Below are 16,074 nucleotides of genomic sequence, written 5' to 3'. Positions count from 1 at the left end.
TCGCTCGCCCCTACCAGCCGCCGCCGCCGGCTCCTCCGACCCCTCCCCACCCGCCCCCGGTCGAGTATCCGCCCTCGCCGCCAGAGCCGCCAGCGCCGCCGTAGTACTGGTCCGGATCATCGTAGACGTTGATGTCGAGGTTCAGCTTGCCGTTGAGCCACAGCGAGCTGTCCCCGATACCGAAGTTATACTGGGCCCAGCTCGTCGAATGCGGCGAGACATAGATGTAAACCGTCTCCTGCGAGAGCAGCGTGGCCTCGACGTTCGTCGCCGTGCCGTCCTCGATTTTATCGAAGCTCCAGCCCGGGAGCAGCCGGACGTTGTACGGGCCCCGCTCCAGATCGACGAGGATAGAGCTCGCCTCCGGATCGTAGTCCTCCGAGTCGACCGTGATCACGGTCTGGGGGCCAGGGTCCCAGCCGCCGTAACCACCGTCATATCCGCCCGCCCCGCCGTAAACGTAGTCGCGGTCCCGGATCTCGAACGTGGCGTTGCGAAGCCGATACTGCACGCCGGACGGCGCATGCGCCGCGAGCGGCAAGCTGATCGAGCCGAGCTCAGCTTCTTGTCCGCCAGCCGGCGACTGGCATCCGGTGATCCCGGCCGTGAGGAACACGCTGGCCGCCGCAAACAACCCGAAACTCTTGATCATTTTGTTCATGCTAATTCCCCTCTAAGTGCCCCGCTCGGCACCAGCGGCCGTGTGTGCCATGGTCTGCCACTGGTCCAGCGTGGGTGCGCCACCACGTCAAGCAATTGGTGATCCAGCATCTATCGTCCGGCTCTCTGGCGGATTTTAACAGCAATCAGCAGTGTGGCTCAGATTGGCGCAATCGATTGTGCCAGTGCCAGTGCCAGTGCCAGTGCCAGTGCCAGTGCCAGTGCCAGTGCCAGCGGAGGGGGCCCTGGGCCGCAGCGGCTCGCGCGGGCGCCGTGGTCGCGATGGTTCGGCGTGGCGCGTCCGTTCGTGAGCGCCGCGGGTTACGTCATGCGGACCGCGCGGCCCGACCGCGGGCGGTTCAGTGCCCGGCGGACACGGGGCCGCCACGGCCCTTCCCCAGCAAGAACACGAGCGGGAGCGTGGCGATGACGAGGACGGCCGTCACCCAGAACGTGTCGTTGAACGACATCACGGCGGCCTGCAGGTTCACGATCCCGTCGAGGAGGTGGAGCGCCTTGTTGCGCGCGTCCACCGCGTCGAACCCCTTCGCGACGAAGGCCGACGCGTACGCGGCGAGGCGCTCCAGGGTGCTCGGGTCGCTCGCCCCCATGTCGCTCACCAGGACCGCGCGGTGGAACGCTTGCCGGTCGGCGAGCACGGTGGTGAGCAAGGCGACCCCGACGCTGCCCCCGAGCTGCCGCGTCAGGCTGTAGAGGCCGGTCGCGGCGGCGATGTCCTTCTTGGGGAGCGGCCCGAGCGTGGCCATGCTCAGCGGCAGGAACATCAACGTCGTGCCGAACGAGCGGATGATCAGCGGCCAGAACAGGTCGCCCGCGCCCGTCATCGGGGTGAGCGTCTGGAGCTGGAAGAGCGCGGCGAGCAGGATGAGCCCGCCCGCGACGATGAGCGTGCGCGGGTCGAACCGGCCCAGGAGCCGCGCCACGAGCGGCATCGAGAAGGCGGAGGCGAGCGCGCCGGGGAGCAGGAGCAGGCCGGTCTGCTGCGACGTGTAGCGGAGGATCGACTGGGCGAAGATGGGCACGGCGAAGAGCGTGCCGTAGAGGCCCATGCCGATGACGGCGGACAGGAGGCTCCCCGCCCAGAGCGAGCGGTGCCGGAGCACGCGCAGGTCCACGATCGGGCTCTTCGACGAGAGCTCGCGGTGGATGAACAGGGCGAGGCTCACGGCCGCGATCACGGTGAACGTGACGATGAACGGCGAGTCGAACCACTCCTCGGCGTGGCCCTCCTCGAGCACCGTCTGCAGCGAGCCGACGCCGGCCGCGAGCAGGGCGATGGCGATCCAGTCGACGCCCCCGCGCTCCCGCTCGCCCGCGGCGTCCGGCGGCAGGAAGGCCAGGCACATGAGCACGGCCCCGATGCCGAGCGGGACGTTGATGAAGAAGATCCAGCGCCAGTCGATGTTCGTGACGATGTAGCCGCCGAGCGTCGGACCGATCGTGGGACCGGCGATGACGATGGCGGAGAAGAAGCCCTGCGCCATCGCCTGCTCGTGCTTCGGGAACGTCTCGAACAGGATCGACTGCGCCTTCGCGAGCAGGCCGCCGCCGCCGAGCCCCTGGAGCACGCGGGCGACGATGAGCATCGGCAGGCTGTGGGCGACGCCGCAGAGGACCGAGGCGCCGGTGAAGGCGATGAGCGAGAAGACAAAGTAACGCTTCTTTCCGAAGCGATGCCCGAGCCACGCGGTGAGCGGCAGGATGATGACGTTCGCGATGGCGTAGCTAGAGACGACCCAGCTCACCTGGGTGAGCGTGGCGCCGAGCGAGTTCTGCATCTCGGTGAGCGCCACGTTGACGATGCTCGTGTCGACGATCTCGAGCAGCGCGCCGAGGGCCACGGCCACGGCCACGAGCCACCTGTTCGCGCTGGCGGGCGCGCCGGCGTACGCCGGCGGGGCCGCGACTGCCGCCTCTGCCATGGCTCCTCCCCTCCCTACTTGCTCGCGTCGACGGTCAGCTCGACGCTCATCCCGGGGCGCAGGACGAGGTCCGGCGGCACGTCGTGGACGCGGATCCGCACCGGCACCCGCTGGACGACCTTGGTGAAGTTGCCGGTCGCGTTGTCCGGCGGCAGCAGGCTGAAGCGCGCGCCGGTGGCCGCGGAGAAGCTCTCGACCTCGCCGCGCACGGTCACGCCGGGGTAGGCGTCCACCGCCACGCTCGCGGGCTGGCCGGCGTGCATGTGCGCGAGCTGCGTCTCCTTGAAGTTGCCGGTCACCCAGACCTGCCGCGCGGGGACGAGCATCCCCACGGCCTGGCCGGGGGAGACCATCTGCCCGACGGAGAGGGTCTTCTTCGACACGACCCCGTCCTGCGGCGCGACGATGCGCGTGTACGAGAGCTCGAGCGCGGCCAGGTCCCGCGCGGCCTGGGCGGTCTCCACCTGGGCGTGCGCCACGCGGGCGCGGGCGCGGGCCTGCGCGATGAACGCGTCGACGTTGCTCGCCTGCTGGACCTTCGCGTTCGCCTCCTCGACCCGGCTCCACGCCTCCGTGGTCGTGGCCCGGAGCGCCGCGAGGCGGGCCTTCGCCTGATCGAGCGACGCGCGGGCGACGTCGACGGACGCCTGCAGCTGGTCGAGCTGGGCCTGGGCGAGCGCCCCGGTCCCCACGAGCTTCTGCGCGCGGTCGCGCTCGAGCGTGGCCTGCTCCAGGGTCGCCGTCGTCGAGGCGACCTGCGCCTCCCCCTCGGCGATCTGCTGCTTCGACGCGCTCGCGCTGCTGGCGGCGCCGTGCAGCGAGGCCTCGGCGACCGACTTGTTGCTGCGCGCGTTGGTCTCGGCGATGCGCTCGTCGGCGTCCGCCGCGTCGGCGCTCGCCCTGGCCGCGGAGAGGCTCGCCTCGGCCTGCGCGAGCCGCGCGCGCGCGGGCTCGGCGTCGAGCTCGGCGAGCACGTCGCCCGCCTTCACCGCCTGGTTCTCCGCGAAGAGGACCTTCACCACCAGGCCCGACGCGCGCGCGGGCACCGACACCACCTCGGCGTCGATCTGCGCGTCGTCCGTCGCCTCGATCCCGCGGTGCGTGACGTACCAGCCCACGCCCGCCGCGGCGGCCAGCGCGACCGCCGCCGCCGTGATGCCGACCGCCTTGCTCGGCCTCCCGGCCTTGACCGCCCCGGAGATCGCCGCGGGGGCCGCCTCCGGCTCTCCAGGGAGAACGCTCGTCGTCGTGGACATGGTCGCCGCCTGCTCCTCGTCGCCCTCCGGACAGCAGGCGCAAGGAGCGCCGTGTCGCGAAGGCAACATCTTGTTGCGATAGAGAATTACCACGACGGCTACCAAAGGCAACTCATGGTTGCCATAGTTGGATCGAGCCGCCTCCACGCCGCGCGCCGCTGCCCGCCGCGCCGGAGGCGCCGCAGGGGGCCGCGCCGCCGCGCGGTCCGGACCAGCGCTGATCCGGCGGCGCGCCCGCGCATCCATCGAAGTCACCGGCGAATCGATGGATAAAATCGTTCCTCGAAAAGGTGAGATAAAAGGCAACTCAGGATGATCATGTGGTCAGCCATGCGCCCCGGGAATATTCCTCTGGACGGTGGGTGACATCGGTGTAAATCGCCGCGGCAGCCGGGGAACCGAGGGTGAGTTACGGCTCAGCTCGGTCGCGGGCGACAGGCCACAGGCGAGCCCTCTGCGGCGAGAGCGCGTGAGCAGAGGGCAGATGCAGAGAGCGCGAGCACCGGGGGGAAGCGGAGATCCTGAGCGGCAGCCGAGCCGCCGCGACCTCCTCGCGGGCGCGGGGGCTGCCGCGGGCCTGCTGCTGCTCGGCTGCCGCGGCGACCCCATCGACGTGCGCGCTCAGGCCGCGATCGCGGCCGGCGGCAGCCGTGGCTATGCGGGCCCGGCGCTCGATCTCGCGTTCTGGACCGGCTTCACCGGGGGCGACCGGCCGCCGATGGAGCGGCTCATCGAGCGGTTCAACCGCGAGCACGACAACATCACCGTGCGGATGAGCGTGACCCGCTGGGGCGACTTCTATCAGAAGGTGCCGGCGGCGGTCGACAGCGGCCATGGGCCCGACGTGGCCGTCATGCACGCGGATCAGCTGGCCACGGCGGCGGTCCACCGCACGATCCTCCCCCTCGACGAGGTGGCCGAGGCGCTCGGCCTCGGCGCCGGCGACTTCTCCCGGACGCTCTGGGACGCCGGCGTCTTCCGGGGGCGCCGCTACGGCATTCCCCTCGATGTGCACCCCCTCGGCCTCTACTACAACCGCGCTGTGCTGGCCCACGCCGGCCTCGGCGACGCCGCGCTGCCCCGCTCCCGGCGCGACTACCTGGCGGTGCTCGAGCACCTGAAGGGGAGGGGGATCCAGGGATCGTGGGTGTCGCCGGTCCTGTACACCGGCGGCCTGATGTTCCAGTCGCTCCTCTGGCAGTCCGGCGGCGAGCTGTTCTCGGAGGACGGCGCCCGGGCCACGTTCAACTCCGAGGCTGGCGTCGAGGCGCTGAGCTTCATGCTCGATCTGATCAAGCAGGGCTACAGCCCGCGCGACGTCGGCCAGGACGCCGACAGCATCGCGTTCACCAACAACCGCAACGCCTTCATCTGGAACGGCATCTGGATGATCAACGCCTACAGGGCGATCCCCGGGCTCCAGTGGGGCGTCCTCCCGGTGCCCGTCCTCGGCGCGCAGCGGGCGGTCTGGGGCAACTCGCACAACCTCGTGCTCCCGCGCCAGCCCTCGACCGGCGCCGGCCAGGGCCGACTCAAGGCCTCGGTGGTGTTCGTCGACTGGCTCAGCAGGCACTCCCTCGAGTGGGCGAAGGCGGGCATGGTGCCGGCCCGGCGGGAGGCCCGGGAGAGCGCCGCGTTCCAGCGCATGACGGAGCAGGCGATCTTCGCCGAGCAGATCCCGGCGGTCCGCTTCCCGCCGGCGATCGCCGGGATCGACGCGGTGCGGGCGTCCACCCTCGACCTCGCCGTGAACGAGGCCGTGCTGCTGCGGATGGCGCCGAGAGAGGCCCTGAACCGCGCCGCCCGCGAGGCCGACGCGCTGCTCGCGAGCAACCTGAAGAAGTTCGGGAGGGCCTCGTGACGTCGCCCGTCTCGTCGATCGACGCGCCGCTCGTGGATCCCGGCCCGGCCGCGGCGGAGGGCGCGCCCGAGAGCGCGCCCTCGGCCTCCCGGGTCCGGCGCGGCCTCTCGCGCTCGTCGGGCCTCCCGCGCTCGTCGGGCCTCTCGCGCTCGTCGGGGTGGACTGCCTACCTGCTGCTCGCGCCGTACCTCGCGCTGTTCGCGCTCTTCGTCGCGGCGCCGATCCTGCTCGGCCTGTGGATCAGCCTCCACGACTGGGACCAGTTCCTGCCGGCGCGGCCCTGGGTGGGCCTCGACAACTACGCCGATCTCTTCCGGTCCGGCTCGCCGATCCGCGGCAACTTCTGGCGATCGCTGCGCGCCACCGCGATCTTCACGGCGCTCAGCGTGCCTGTCCTCGTGACCGTCCCGCTGCTCGTCGCCCTCGCGCTGAACCGGCGTTTTCCCGGCCGAACGTTCTTCCGGGCCATCTTCTTCGCGCCTTATGTGCTCGGCGTGGCCGTGGTGGCCTTGATGTGGCGGCTGCTGCTCGATCCCCATATCGGCGTGGTGAACCACCTCCTCGGGAAGCTGGGTTTGCCCTCGGACACGGGGTGGACCACGGCGACTCCCTGGGTGTGGATCTCGCTCGTGGGCATGACGGTGTGGTGGACCCTCGGGTACAACGCCGTGATCTACCTGGCCGGCCTGCAGAACATCCACCGGGAGCTCTACGACGCCGCGCGCATCGACGGCGCCAGCCGCTGGCAGCAGTTCCGTCATGTCACCTTGCCGGGGCTGCGGCCGGTGTTCGTGTTCGTCGTGATGACGACCTTCCTCGGCTCGGCCAACATGTTCGGGCAGGCCTACCTGGTCACCGGGGGCGGGCCCGGCAGCGAGACGCGCACCACCATCATGGTCATCGCGGACGAAGGGTTCCGGAACTTCCGGCTCGGCGCGGCGGCGGCCATGAGCTACGTGCAGGCCCTCTTCCTCGCGCTCGTGGGCCTCGGCCTGTTCGCGCTGCTCTCCGGCCGCCGCCGCGGCGAGGAGCGAGGGTGAAGCTCCGGCGGCCCGCGAGCGGCCGTCCCGCGCGCCGCGCTGGGTCCGGAAGGGCCCTGTCGCGATCCGGAGGGGCCCTGTCGTATGCCGCGCTGACGCTGCTCACCGCGGTGTACCTCGCGCCGATCCTCTGGATGGTGCTCACCTCGCTGAAGTCCTCGCCGGAGGCGACGGCGATGCCGCCCACGATGGTCCCCTCGCGGGTGACCGTCGAGAGCTACCGGGCGCTCGCCGGCGCGAGCTCCGAGGCGCCGGTGCTGCGCTGGCTCCTGAACAGCGTCGTCTCCGCCGCGGCCCACGCGCTGCTCGTGCTGGCCACGGCCGCCCCGGCGGCGTACGCGCTGGCGCGCATGGAGTTCCGCGGCAAGCGGCTCGTGCTCGCCGCCGTCGCCTCGACGCTGTTCATCCCGCCGATCATCTTCCTGCCCCCGAATTACCTGATCGTCAGGGCCCTCGGCTGGCTCGACCGCATGCCGGCGCTCGTGGTGCCGCCGGCCGCGTCGGCCTTCGGGGTCATCTTCCTGCGCCAGTTCTTCCTCGGCCTCCCGCGGGAGCTCGAGGAGGCGGCCATGCTCGATGGAGCGAGCCGCTTCGAGGTGTTCTGGAAGATCGTGCTGCCGCTGTCGAAGCCGGCCCTGGCGACGCTGGCCGTGCTGAGCCTCCTCGGCAGCTGGAACGACTTCCTCTGGCCTGTCTACGTGCTCTATCGCCCCGAGCACCTCACGCTCTCGCCCGGCCTCGCGCTGCTGCAAGGCGCCCGCACCACCGACTACGCCCTCGTCATGGCGGGCGCAGTGGTGGCGAGCGCGCCGATCCTCGCGGTCTTCATCGCCGCGCAGCGGTACGTGATCGAGGGCGTCGCCCGCACCGGCCTCAAGGGGTGAGCGGCCCCCGCCGGCGCGGCTCTTCCGGGCCGTTCAGCGCGGCTCGCGCGCGAGCTCCTTCATGAGCCCGTCGCCGGGAGCGGCGTTTACCAGGCGTAGGCCTCCGGCGCCTCGCCGCCCGGGCCCGGGAAGATGTCGTCGAGCCGCTTGAGGTGCTCCGGAGAGAGCTTGATCTCGAGCGCGCGCAGGCTGCCGTCGAGCTGCTCGATGGTGCGGGGGCCGAGGATCGGCGAGGTCACGACGGGGTTCCGGAGCACCCAGGCCAGCGCCACGTCGGCCGGCTTCTCGCCGAGCTCCCGGCAGAACCCCTCGTAGGCCTCCAGCTTGGGGCGGTTCTTCTCGATGCGCGCCTGCGCCTCGGGCGAGGCGCGCCGGCCCTGGCTCGCCTTTTCGAGGGCGCCCCCGAGCAGGCCGCCGGCGAGCGGGCTCCAGGGGAGCACGCCGAGGCCGAACGCGCGGCACGCGGGCAATAACTCGAGCTCGACCGTGCGCGCGTTGAGGTTGTAAAGGCTCTGCTCCGAGACCAGGCCGAGGAAATGGCGCTGGGCCGCGAGGCCGTTCGCCTGGGCGATCTGCCATCCGGCGAAGTTGCTGCTGCCCACGTAGAGGACCTTGCCCTCGCGGACGAGCTGCTCCATCGCCTGCCAGATCTCGTCCCAGGGCGTCTCCCGGTCGATGTGGTGCATCTGGTAGAGGTCGATGTGATCCGTCTGCAGGCGGCGCAGGCTCCCCTCGCACGCGCGCCGGATGTGGTAGGCCGAGAGCCGCCGGTCGTTCGGCCCCTCGCCCATGAGGCCGTAGACCTTCGTGGCGAGGACGATGCGGTCCCGCCGGCCGCCGCCCTGGGCCAGCCAGCGGCCGATGATGTGCTCGGTGACCCCCTCGCCGCGCTTGCGGCCGTAGACGTTCGCCGTATCGAAGAAGTTGATCCCGTGCTCCAGCGCCCTGTCCATGATCGCGAAGCTGTCGGGCTCGCTGGTCTCCGGGCCGAAGTTCATCGTGCCGAGGCAGAGAGGGCTCACCTTCAGGCCGGTGCGTCCGAGATTGCGGTAGTCCATGGGCCGGGAGGGTAGTACACGAAGCCGGAAGGGCCGCCCGGGATTTCACGTCGGGACGGGGAGCAGGGAGAGCAGCAGAGTCCGACAGCGATGCTCCGCGCCGCGCCGGCGCGACTCCCGCGCTTCAATCCCGGCGGCGCCGCGGCGCGGACTGCCGGTCTCCCGGCGGCGCGGCCGCGGCCAGCACCGCGGCCTCGTGCGCGGCGAAGCGCCGCTCCAGGAGGTCGACGAAGAGCCGCACCCTCGCCGGGACGAACCGCCGGCTCGGATAGATGGCGTGCACGGCCGACGCCGGCGCGGGAAGGTCGGTCAAGAGCGGCACGAGGCGCCCGGCGGCGATGTCGGCGGCGACGTCCCAGATCGATTTGAAGGCCAGCCCGTGGCCGGCCACGGCCCAGTCGCGCACGAGGTCGCCGCTGCCCGCGGCGAGGCGGCCGCCCACGCGGACCACCTCGAGGCCGCGCTCGGTGCGGAAGGTCCAGGAGAGGGGGCGCATGCCGGGGCGCTCGAGCGCGATGCACTCGTGATCGGCCAGATCCGCGAGCGTGCGCGGCGCCCCGCGGCGGTCGAGGTAGGCGGGCGCGCCGCAGACGACGCGGCGGCTCCTGGCCAGCCTGCGCGAGACGAGGCGCGAGTCGTCGAGCGCGCCGAGCCGCACCGCCACGTCGACGCCGGCCTCGAACAGATCCACCACCCGGTCGGACAGGCTGACACGCACGGCGAGCGCCGGGTGCGCCGCCGCGAACTCGGCCGCCGCCGGGCCGACCCACTGGCGGCCGAGATCCACCGGCGCGGACACGTGCAGCCGGCCGCGCGCCTCGGCCTGGCCGGCGGAGACCGCGAGCGCGGCCTCGTCCACGTCGGCAAGGATCGCGGCGCAGCGCTCGTAGTACGTCGCGCCCTCGCCCGTGAGCGCGAGGCGCCGCGAGCTGCGCTGGAGGAGGCGCACGCCGAGCGCCGCCTCCAGCCGCGACAGGCGCTTGCTCGCCACCGCCGGCGAGAACCCGAGCTCCCGCCCCGCCGCCGAGAGGCTGCCGCTCCCGACCGCACACACGAACAGCCGCATGTCCTCGAGCTCGACCATCCACACACCCGCCGCGATCCCGCCGAGGGTAGCCGCGCCGCGCGGGATCTTCAACTTTTCGGAAAAGCTGGTTCGGCGGTAGCGACCATTCTCATCTCCAGGGGAAAGGATCATGCTCGACCCGTCGCTTGCAGCGCGCCTTCCCGCGCTCGCCGCGGCGACTCCATCGCTGCCCGACAGGGCTCCTCCTGGCTCACGACGGCCGAGGGGCCCGCCGCTCAAGGAGACACCGACATGAGAAAGCCAGTCCTCGCCAGCGCCCTCGCCCTCTCGCTCTTCGCCGCGATCGCCTGCTCCGCCGTCGGCGCAGGCGCGGAGGATCTGCCCGAGCCGCGGTCGACGGTCGTCGACGCGAGCCTGCCGAAGGCGCAGGCCGACGCCGAGATCCTCGCGGCGCGCCGCTTCTACGCGTTCTGGAACACCGGCGACGCGAGCTACCTCGACGCCGCCATCGCGCCGAGCTTCACCGACCGCACCTTGCCCGAGGGGCGCCCCCAGGGCCCGGACGGCCCGGCGTTCGCGTCCAAGGGGTTCCGCGCCGCGGTGCCGGACCTCCGCTGCGAGATCGATCAGCTGATCGTCGCCGGCGATCGCGTGGTGGCGCACCTGCGCTTCCGCGGCCACTTCACCGGCACCTTCGGCGACCGGAAGGGCGCAGGGCAGGAGGTGGACTTCATCGCCACCGATATCCTGCGCGTCGAGGGCGGCCGGGTCACCGACAACTGGCACATCGAAGACAACCTGACGCTGCTCCAGCAGCTCGGCGTCGTGAGCCGGTAAACCCCGGCGAGATGCGGACGGACTCGTCACGACGCGACCAGAGGCGTTGTTTCACGAGCGTTGCACGCGCTCGACGGGCTCAGCCATCCAGGCGGACCATCGCGCGCACCCGCGCCGGACGACCGCGGGACCCGGAGGTATGGTAAACCCGGGCGTCGCCATGACAGCGCAGCGCGAGGGGCATCTCGAGGGGGTCGAGGAGCGGAGACCGGCATGAGCCGGATCGAGGCGGCGGGCGCCGGGAGAGGGCTGGATCCAGCCGGCGCCGCGCTCTCGGGCGGCGGGGAGATGGGGGCGCTCATCCGCTCCATCGACTGGTCGAGGACGGCGCTCGGTCCGGTCGAGGCGTGGCCGCCGTCGCTGCGCACCGCCCTGTCCATCCTGCTCTCGTCCGAGCACCCCATGTTCCTCTGGTGGGGCCGGGATCTCATCCAGTTCTACAACGACGGCTACCGGCCCATCCTCGGCTCGACGAAGCACCCGGCGGCCATGGGGCAAGAGGGCCGCGCGTGCTGGAGCGAGATCTGGGACGTCATCGGGCCCATGATCGAGAAGGTCTTCTCGGGAGGGGCCACGTACATCCGCGACGGCCTGCTCCTCCTCGATCGGAATGGCTTCCTGGAGGAGTGCTACTTCAACTACGGCTATAGCCCCATCCGGGACGAGAGCGGCGCTGTCGCGGGCGTCTTCGTCGCGTGCTCCGAGAGCACCGGGCACATCCTCGGGCAGCGGCGGCTGCAGCTGCTCGGGACGCTGGCGGCGCGGGCGGCCGACGCGAGGAACCTCAAGGACGCCTGCCGCGTGGCGATGGAGACCCTCGCGGACGCCGGGAGCGATCTGCCGTTCGCGTTGATCTACCTCGCCGACGACGACGGCGCGCAGGCCTCCCTCGCCGGCGCGGCCGGGCTCGACCCGGGCCACGCCGCCGCGCCGCCCGCGGTGGGCCTCGAGCCCGCGGCGGGCGTCGGGGTGTGGCCGCTCCACCGCGCGCTGCGCGAGGACGTGGAGGTGGATCTGTCGGAGCTGCCCGCGGGCGCGGGCGCGCTGCCGGGGGGGCCGTGGCCGGACCCGGCGCGGCGGGCGGTGGTGCTGCCGCTCCCGCGCGCGGGCGCGGGGGCGCGGCCGGCCGGGTTCCTCGTCGCGGGGGTCAGCCCGCGGCTCGTGCTGGACGACGACTACCGCGCCTTCCTGCGGCTCGTGGCCGGGCACTGCGCGACGGCCCTCCAGAACGCGCGGGCCAGCGAGGAGGAGCAGCGCCGGCTCGCGGCGCTGGCCGAGCTCGACCGCGCCAAGACGGCGTTCTTCAGCAACGTGAGCCACGAGTTCCGCACGCCCCTGACGCTGATCCTGGGGCCCACGGAGGACGGCCTCGCGGACGTCGAGCAGCCCTTGCCCCCGCGGCAGCGCGAGCGCCTCGAGCTCGTCCACCGCAACAGCCTCCGGCTCCTCCGGCTCGTGAACACGCTGCTCGACTTCTCGCGCATCGAGGCGGGCCGCATCCAGGCCCGCTACCAGCCCACCGATCTCGGCACCTTCACCGCGGACCTGGCGAGCTCGTTCCGCTCGCTCCTGGAGCGCGCCGGCCTCTCCCTGACCGTGGCGTGCCCGCCGCTCTCCGAGCCGGCCTACGTCGACCGGGATCTCTGGGAGAAGCTCGTGCTCAACCTCGTCTCGAACGCCTTCAAGTTCACCTTCGCGGGCGGGATCCGGGTGTCGCTCGAGGAGGCCGGCGGGTGGGCCGTGCTGTCGGTCGCGGACACGGGCACCGGCGTCCCGGAGGCGGAGCTGCCGCACCTGTTCGAGCGGTTCCACCGCGCCGAGGCGGTCCGGGGGCGGAGCTACGAGGGCAGCGGCATCGGCCTGGCCCTGGTGCAGGAGGTGGCGAGGCTGCACGGCGGCAGCGTGGCCGTGGAGAGCCGCTTCGGCGCGGGCAGCCGCTTCTCGGTGTCGATCCCGCTCGGGAAGGCGCACCTGCCGGAGGACCACGTCGCGCCGGCCTCGTCGCCGGCCTCGGGGCGGCGCGGCGCGGCGCCGTTCCTCGACGAGGCCGCGCAGTGGGTGCGCGGCGCGCAGGCGAAGGCGGCGCAGGGCGGCCCCGCGGCGGGCGAAGGGCCGGCCGTGAAGGTGCCGGGGCACATCCTCGTCGCGGACGACAACGCGGACATGCGCGAGTACCTGGAGCGGCTGCTCGTCGCGCAGGGGTGGACGGTGGAGGCCGTGGCCGACGGCAACGACGCGCTGGAGCGCGCCCGCGCGCACGCCCCCGACCTCGTGCTCACCGACGTGATGATGCCGGGGCTCGACGGCTTCGGCCTGCTCGGGGCGCTGCGCGCGGACGAGCGCACCCGCGGCGTGGCCGTGATGATGCTCTCCGCGCGCGCGGGCGAGGCGTCGCGCGTCGAGAGCCTCGAGGCCGGCGCCGACGACTTCCTCGTGAAGCCGTTCTCCGCGAAGGAGCTCCTCGCGCGGGTCCGCGTCCACGTGGAGCTCGCGCGCCGCCGGCGCGAGGCCGAAGGGCAGCGCCAGTACCTGAACGATCTCTTCATGCAGGCGCCGGGGCCGATCGCGATCCTCCGCGGGCCGGAGCACGTCTTCGAGGTGGTCAACCCGCTCTACCAGCAGCTCGTCGGCGGGCGGGCGCTCGTGGGCAAGCCCATCCGGGCCGCGCTCCCGGAGCTCGAAGGGCAGCCGATCTGGAGCCTGCTCGACCAGGTGTACCGCACCGGCGAGCCCGTCGTGGGCAAGGAGCTCCTCGTGCGGCTCGACCGCCAGGGGAGCGGCGCGACGGAGGAGATGTTCTTCAACTTCGTCTACCAGCCGATGCGCGACCGCGACGGGGCGACCGAGGGCATCTTCGTGTTCGCCTTCGAGGTGACCGATCAGGCGAACGCCCGGCAGAGCGTGGAGGCGCTCGTGAAGGCGCTGCAGCTCGCGGACCAGCGCAAGGACGAGTTCCTCGCGATGCTCGCGCACGAGCTCCGCAACCCGATGGCCTCCATCAGCCTGTCGCTGTCGCTGCTCGAGGAGCTGGAGGGCGACGGGCCGAAGTCGGCGCGTTACCGGGAGATCGCGCGGCGGCAGATGGGCCACCTCGTGCGGATCGTCGACGATCTGCTCGACGTGTCGCGGATCACGCGCGGCGCGGTGGAGCTGCGCGTCGAGGAGATCGATCTCGCGGCGGTGGTGCAGGGCGCCGTCGTGGCGGTGAGGCAGGTGGTGCAGGCGCGGCAGCACGAGCTGTCGCTCTCGGTGGGGGCGGGGGACTTCCGCATGCGGGCCGACGCCACGCGGCTGGAGCAGGTGGTGACGAACCTCCTGACCAACGCCGCGAAGTACACCGCGCCGGGGGGGACGATCTCGGTGCGCCTCACCCGCGAGGCGGGGGGCGGCGCGCCCGAGGCCGTGCTGCGGGTGCGCGACACGGGCCGCGGCATCCCGGCGGCGATGCTCGAGAAGGTGTTCGATCTGTTCACGCAGGTCGATCAGACGATCGACCGGGGCACGGGCGGCCTCGGGCTCGGGCTGACGCTGGTGCGGCGGCTGGTGGAGATGCACGGCGGCAGCGTGGTGGCGGCGAGCGAGGGGCCGGGTCGCGGCAGCGAGTTCACCGTGCGGCTCCCGCTCGGCGGGGGCGCGGCGGAGGCGCTGGCGCCGCGCGCGGAGGCGGTCGCGTCGCGCGCGGAGGCGGTCGCGCCGCGCGCGGAGGCGCCGGCGCCGCCGCGGCGGGCGGCCCCGCGGCGCCGGGTGCTCGTCGTGGAGGACGCGGAGGACGTGCGCCGGGTGATGCGGGAGTTCATCGAGGCCCTGGGGCACGAGGTGACGGTGGCGGTGGACGGGCTGGAGGGCGTGGCGAAGCTCCTCTCGCTGCGGCCCGAGGTGGCCTTCGTGGACATCGGGCTGCCCGGCATCGACGGCCACGAGGTCGCCCGCCGGGCGCGCGCCGCGCCGGGCGGCGAGGCGTTCTACCTGGTCGCGCTCTCGGGGTATGGTGGGCCCGAGGTCCAGGCCAGCGCGGAGCGGGCCGGCTTCGACCTGCACCTGACGAAGCCCGTGGGCGTCGCCAGGCTGCAGCAGGCGCTCGCCGGGCGGCGCGGGTAACACGCGCCGGCGGAGGCGCGCCAGGCGTCCGGGAAGCGCTCCGCCGTCGCGCTCCGCGCCTCGCGGCGCTCGCGCTGGACCGGTGAGGAGCCATGACGAGACCACTTCGGACCCTGCTCAAGTCCCACGGCTTCACGCTGCTCCTGCTCGCGTCGATCGCGGCGGGCGCGGGGCTCGGGCTCGCGCTCGGGGAGCGGGCGGCGGCGCTCAAGCCGCTGGGCGACCTCTTCCTCAACCTGCTGTTCACCGTCGTGGTGCCGCTGATCTTCTTCTCGATCGCCTCCGCGGTGGCGGGCATGAGCAGCCTGCGGCGGCTCGGCCGCATCATGGCCGCGATGCTGGGCGTCTTCGTCGCGACCGGCCTGGCCGCGTCGGTGGTGATGCTCGTCGCGGTCGAGCTCTACCCGCCCGCGGAGGGGCTCTCCGTCGTGTTGCCCGACCGCCCCGAGGTCGCGCCGGTCAGCCTGGGCGACCGGCTGGTGGGCGCGGTCAGCGTGGGGGACTTCAGCGATCTGCTCTCCCGCAAGAACGTGCTGCCGCTCATCGTGGTGGCCTTCCTCGTCGGCGTCGCGACCGCGGCGACGGGCGAGCGCGGGCAGCCGTTCGCGCGGCTGCTCGCCTCGGCGAACGAGGTGATGCTCAAGCTGGTCGACCTCGTGATGTACTACGCGCCGATCGGCCTGTGCGCCTACTTCGCCCACCTCGTGGGGGCCTTCGGTCCGACGCTGCTCAGCTCGTACGCACGCGCGATCGGGCTCTATTACCCGGTCGCGGTCGCGTATTTCTTCCTCGCCTTCACGCTGTACGCGTGGCTGGCCGGCCGGGGGCGCGGGGTGAGGGCGTTCTGGAAGCACATCCCGGCGCCGGCGCTGACGGCGCTCGCGACGTCGAGCAGCATGGCGACCATCCCGTCGAACCTGGAGGCGGCGCGGCGCTGCGGGGTGCCCGACGACATCGCGGAGGTGATCATCCCGGTCGGCGCGACGATCCACATGGAGGGCTCGTGCCTCTCGGCGGTGCTCAAGACGGCGCTCTTGTTCGGGCTCTTCGGCCGCGAGCTCGGCGGGGTGGAGACCTACCTCGCGGTGGTGGGGGTCGCGATCCTGAGCGGCACGGTGATGAGCGGTATCCCCGGCGGAGGGTTCATCGGAGAGCTGGTGATCGTCTCGCTGTTCGGGTTCCCGGTGGAGGCGCTGCCGATCGTCTCCACGGTGGGGGCGCTCGTGGATCCCCCGGCCACGCTCGTCAACGCGGTGGGCGACAACGTGAGCTGCATGATGGTCGCCCGCGTGCTCGATGGGCCGGGGTGGGAGCAGCAGGAGGGGGACGGGTCGGACCTGGTTACGCCGTGATAGGCTTTGGTTCTGGACGGGCGAGCTCGCCCTGCGTACGTCAACCCATCGGAGGACT

At 72.4% G+C, this 16,074-nt stretch carries 11 protein-coding genes; 6 read left to right on the top strand and 5 right to left on the bottom strand.

Going from position 1 to position 16,074, the window contains the following annotated elements:
* Positions 1–10 precede the first annotated feature (10 nt).
* From WMF43_RS30325 to WMF43_RS30315, 3 genes are all read right to left on the bottom strand, one after another.
* Positions 11–652: a hypothetical protein gene (locus WMF43_RS30325; protein WP_437669954.1), complete on the bottom strand. Its 642-nt coding sequence runs from the start codon at positions 650–652 to the stop codon at positions 11–13.
* A 367-nt stretch (positions 653–1,019) separates the two neighbouring features.
* Positions 1,020–2,603 carry a DHA2 family efflux MFS transporter permease subunit gene (locus WMF43_RS30320; RefSeq protein ID WP_437669952.1) on the bottom strand — a complete coding sequence of 528 codons (1,584 nt, stop codon included), beginning with the start codon at positions 2,601–2,603 and terminating at the stop codon, positions 1,020–1,022.
* 14 nt (positions 2,604–2,617) lie between these two features.
* Positions 2,618–3,859 (bottom strand): HlyD family secretion protein, encoded by a 1,242-nt coding sequence (locus WMF43_RS30315; protein WP_437669950.1) that lies wholly within the window; start codon positions 3,857–3,859, stop codon positions 2,618–2,620.
* A 484-nt stretch (positions 3,860–4,343) separates the two neighbouring features.
* Here WMF43_RS30315 and WMF43_RS30310 point away from each other — a divergent pair, with 484 nt between their 5' ends.
* The 3 genes from WMF43_RS30310 to WMF43_RS30300 are packed head-to-tail and all read left to right on the top strand — an operon-like array spanning position 4,344 to position 7,644.
* Positions 4,344–5,720 carry an ABC transporter substrate-binding protein gene (locus tag WMF43_RS30310; RefSeq protein ID WP_437669949.1) on the top strand — a complete coding sequence of 459 codons (1,377 nt, stop codon included), beginning with the start codon at positions 4,344–4,346 and terminating at the stop codon, positions 5,718–5,720.
* Positions 5,717–6,760 (top strand): carbohydrate ABC transporter permease, encoded by a 1,044-nt coding sequence (locus WMF43_RS30305; RefSeq protein WP_437669947.1) that lies wholly within the window; start codon positions 5,717–5,719, stop codon positions 6,758–6,760. The genes WMF43_RS30310 and WMF43_RS30305 overlap by 4 nt, the downstream gene beginning before the upstream one ends.
* Positions 6,757–7,644 (top strand): carbohydrate ABC transporter permease, encoded by an 888-nt coding sequence (locus WMF43_RS30300; RefSeq protein WP_437669945.1) that lies wholly within the window; start codon positions 6,757–6,759, stop codon positions 7,642–7,644. The genes WMF43_RS30305 and WMF43_RS30300 overlap by 4 nt, the downstream gene beginning before the upstream one ends.
* A gap of 86 nt (positions 7,645–7,730) precedes the next feature.
* On the opposite strand, the gene WMF43_RS30295 is transcribed toward WMF43_RS30300, so the two are convergent.
* Together WMF43_RS30295 and WMF43_RS30290 are read right to left on the bottom strand one after the other, a co-directional pair.
* Positions 7,731–8,702, bottom strand: coding sequence for an aldo/keto reductase (locus WMF43_RS30295; protein ID WP_437669944.1), 972 nt, complete (start codon positions 8,700–8,702; stop codon positions 7,731–7,733).
* Positions 8,703–8,826: 124 nt separating this feature from the next.
* Positions 8,827–9,840: a LysR family transcriptional regulator gene (locus WMF43_RS30290; protein WP_437669942.1), complete on the bottom strand. Its 1,014-nt coding sequence runs from the start codon at positions 9,838–9,840 to the stop codon at positions 8,827–8,829.
* Positions 9,841–10,020: 180 nt separating this feature from the next.
* On the opposite strand from WMF43_RS30290, the gene WMF43_RS30285 reads away from it, so the two are divergent.
* The 3 genes from WMF43_RS30285 (at position 10,021) to WMF43_RS30275 (ending at position 16,016) form a co-directional block, all read left to right on the top strand.
* Positions 10,021–10,566 carry an ester cyclase gene (locus WMF43_RS30285; protein ID WP_437669940.1) on the top strand — a complete coding sequence of 182 codons (546 nt, stop codon included), beginning with the start codon at positions 10,021–10,023 and terminating at the stop codon, positions 10,564–10,566.
* A gap of 213 nt (positions 10,567–10,779) precedes the next feature.
* Entirely contained in the window at positions 10,780–14,664 is a 3,885-nt protein-coding gene (locus WMF43_RS30280) for an ATP-binding protein (RefSeq protein WP_437669938.1), read from the top strand.
* A gap of 92 nt (positions 14,665–14,756) precedes the next feature.
* Positions 14,757–16,016: a dicarboxylate/amino acid:cation symporter gene (locus tag WMF43_RS30275; RefSeq protein ID WP_437669936.1), complete on the top strand. Its 1,260-nt coding sequence runs from the start codon at positions 14,757–14,759 to the stop codon at positions 16,014–16,016.
* Positions 16,017–16,074: the final 58 nt, after the last annotated feature.

It is taken from the genome of Sorangium sp. So ce131, from assembly GCF_051519095.1.
Taxonomy (GTDB): domain Bacteria; phylum Myxococcota_A; class Polyangia; order Polyangiales; family Polyangiaceae; genus Sorangium.
The sequence above is the reverse complement of the archived record's forward strand: the minus strand, read 5'-3'. Positions and strand labels throughout refer to the sequence as shown.

Bases quoted from the DNA above. Each gene is read 5' to 3' on its own strand.
- WMF43_RS30325 (WP_437669954.1), bottom strand. From the start codon at position 652: ATGATCAAGAGTTTCGGGTTGTTTGCGGCGGCCAGCGTGTTCCTCACG.
- WMF43_RS30320 (WP_437669952.1), bottom strand. From the start codon at position 2,603: ATGGCAGAGGCGGCAGTCGCGGCCCCGCCGGCGTACGCCGGCGCGCCC.
- WMF43_RS30315 (WP_437669950.1), bottom strand. From the start codon at position 3,859: ATGTCCACGACGACGAGCGTTCTCCCTGGAGAGCCGGAGGCGGCCCCC.
- WMF43_RS30310 (WP_437669949.1), top strand. From the start codon at position 4,344: ATGCAGAGAGCGCGAGCACCGGGGGGAAGCGGAGATCCTGAGCGGCAG.
- WMF43_RS30295 (WP_437669944.1), bottom strand. From the start codon at position 8,702: ATGGACTACCGCAATCTCGGACGCACCGGCCTGAAGGTGAGCCCTCTC.
- WMF43_RS30285 (WP_437669940.1), top strand. From the start codon at position 10,021: ATGAGAAAGCCAGTCCTCGCCAGCGCCCTCGCCCTCTCGCTCTTCGCC.
- WMF43_RS30280 (WP_437669938.1), top strand. From the start codon at position 10,780: ATGAGCCGGATCGAGGCGGCGGGCGCCGGGAGAGGGCTGGATCCAGCC.
- WMF43_RS30275 (WP_437669936.1), top strand. From the start codon at position 14,757: ATGACGAGACCACTTCGGACCCTGCTCAAGTCCCACGGCTTCACGCTG.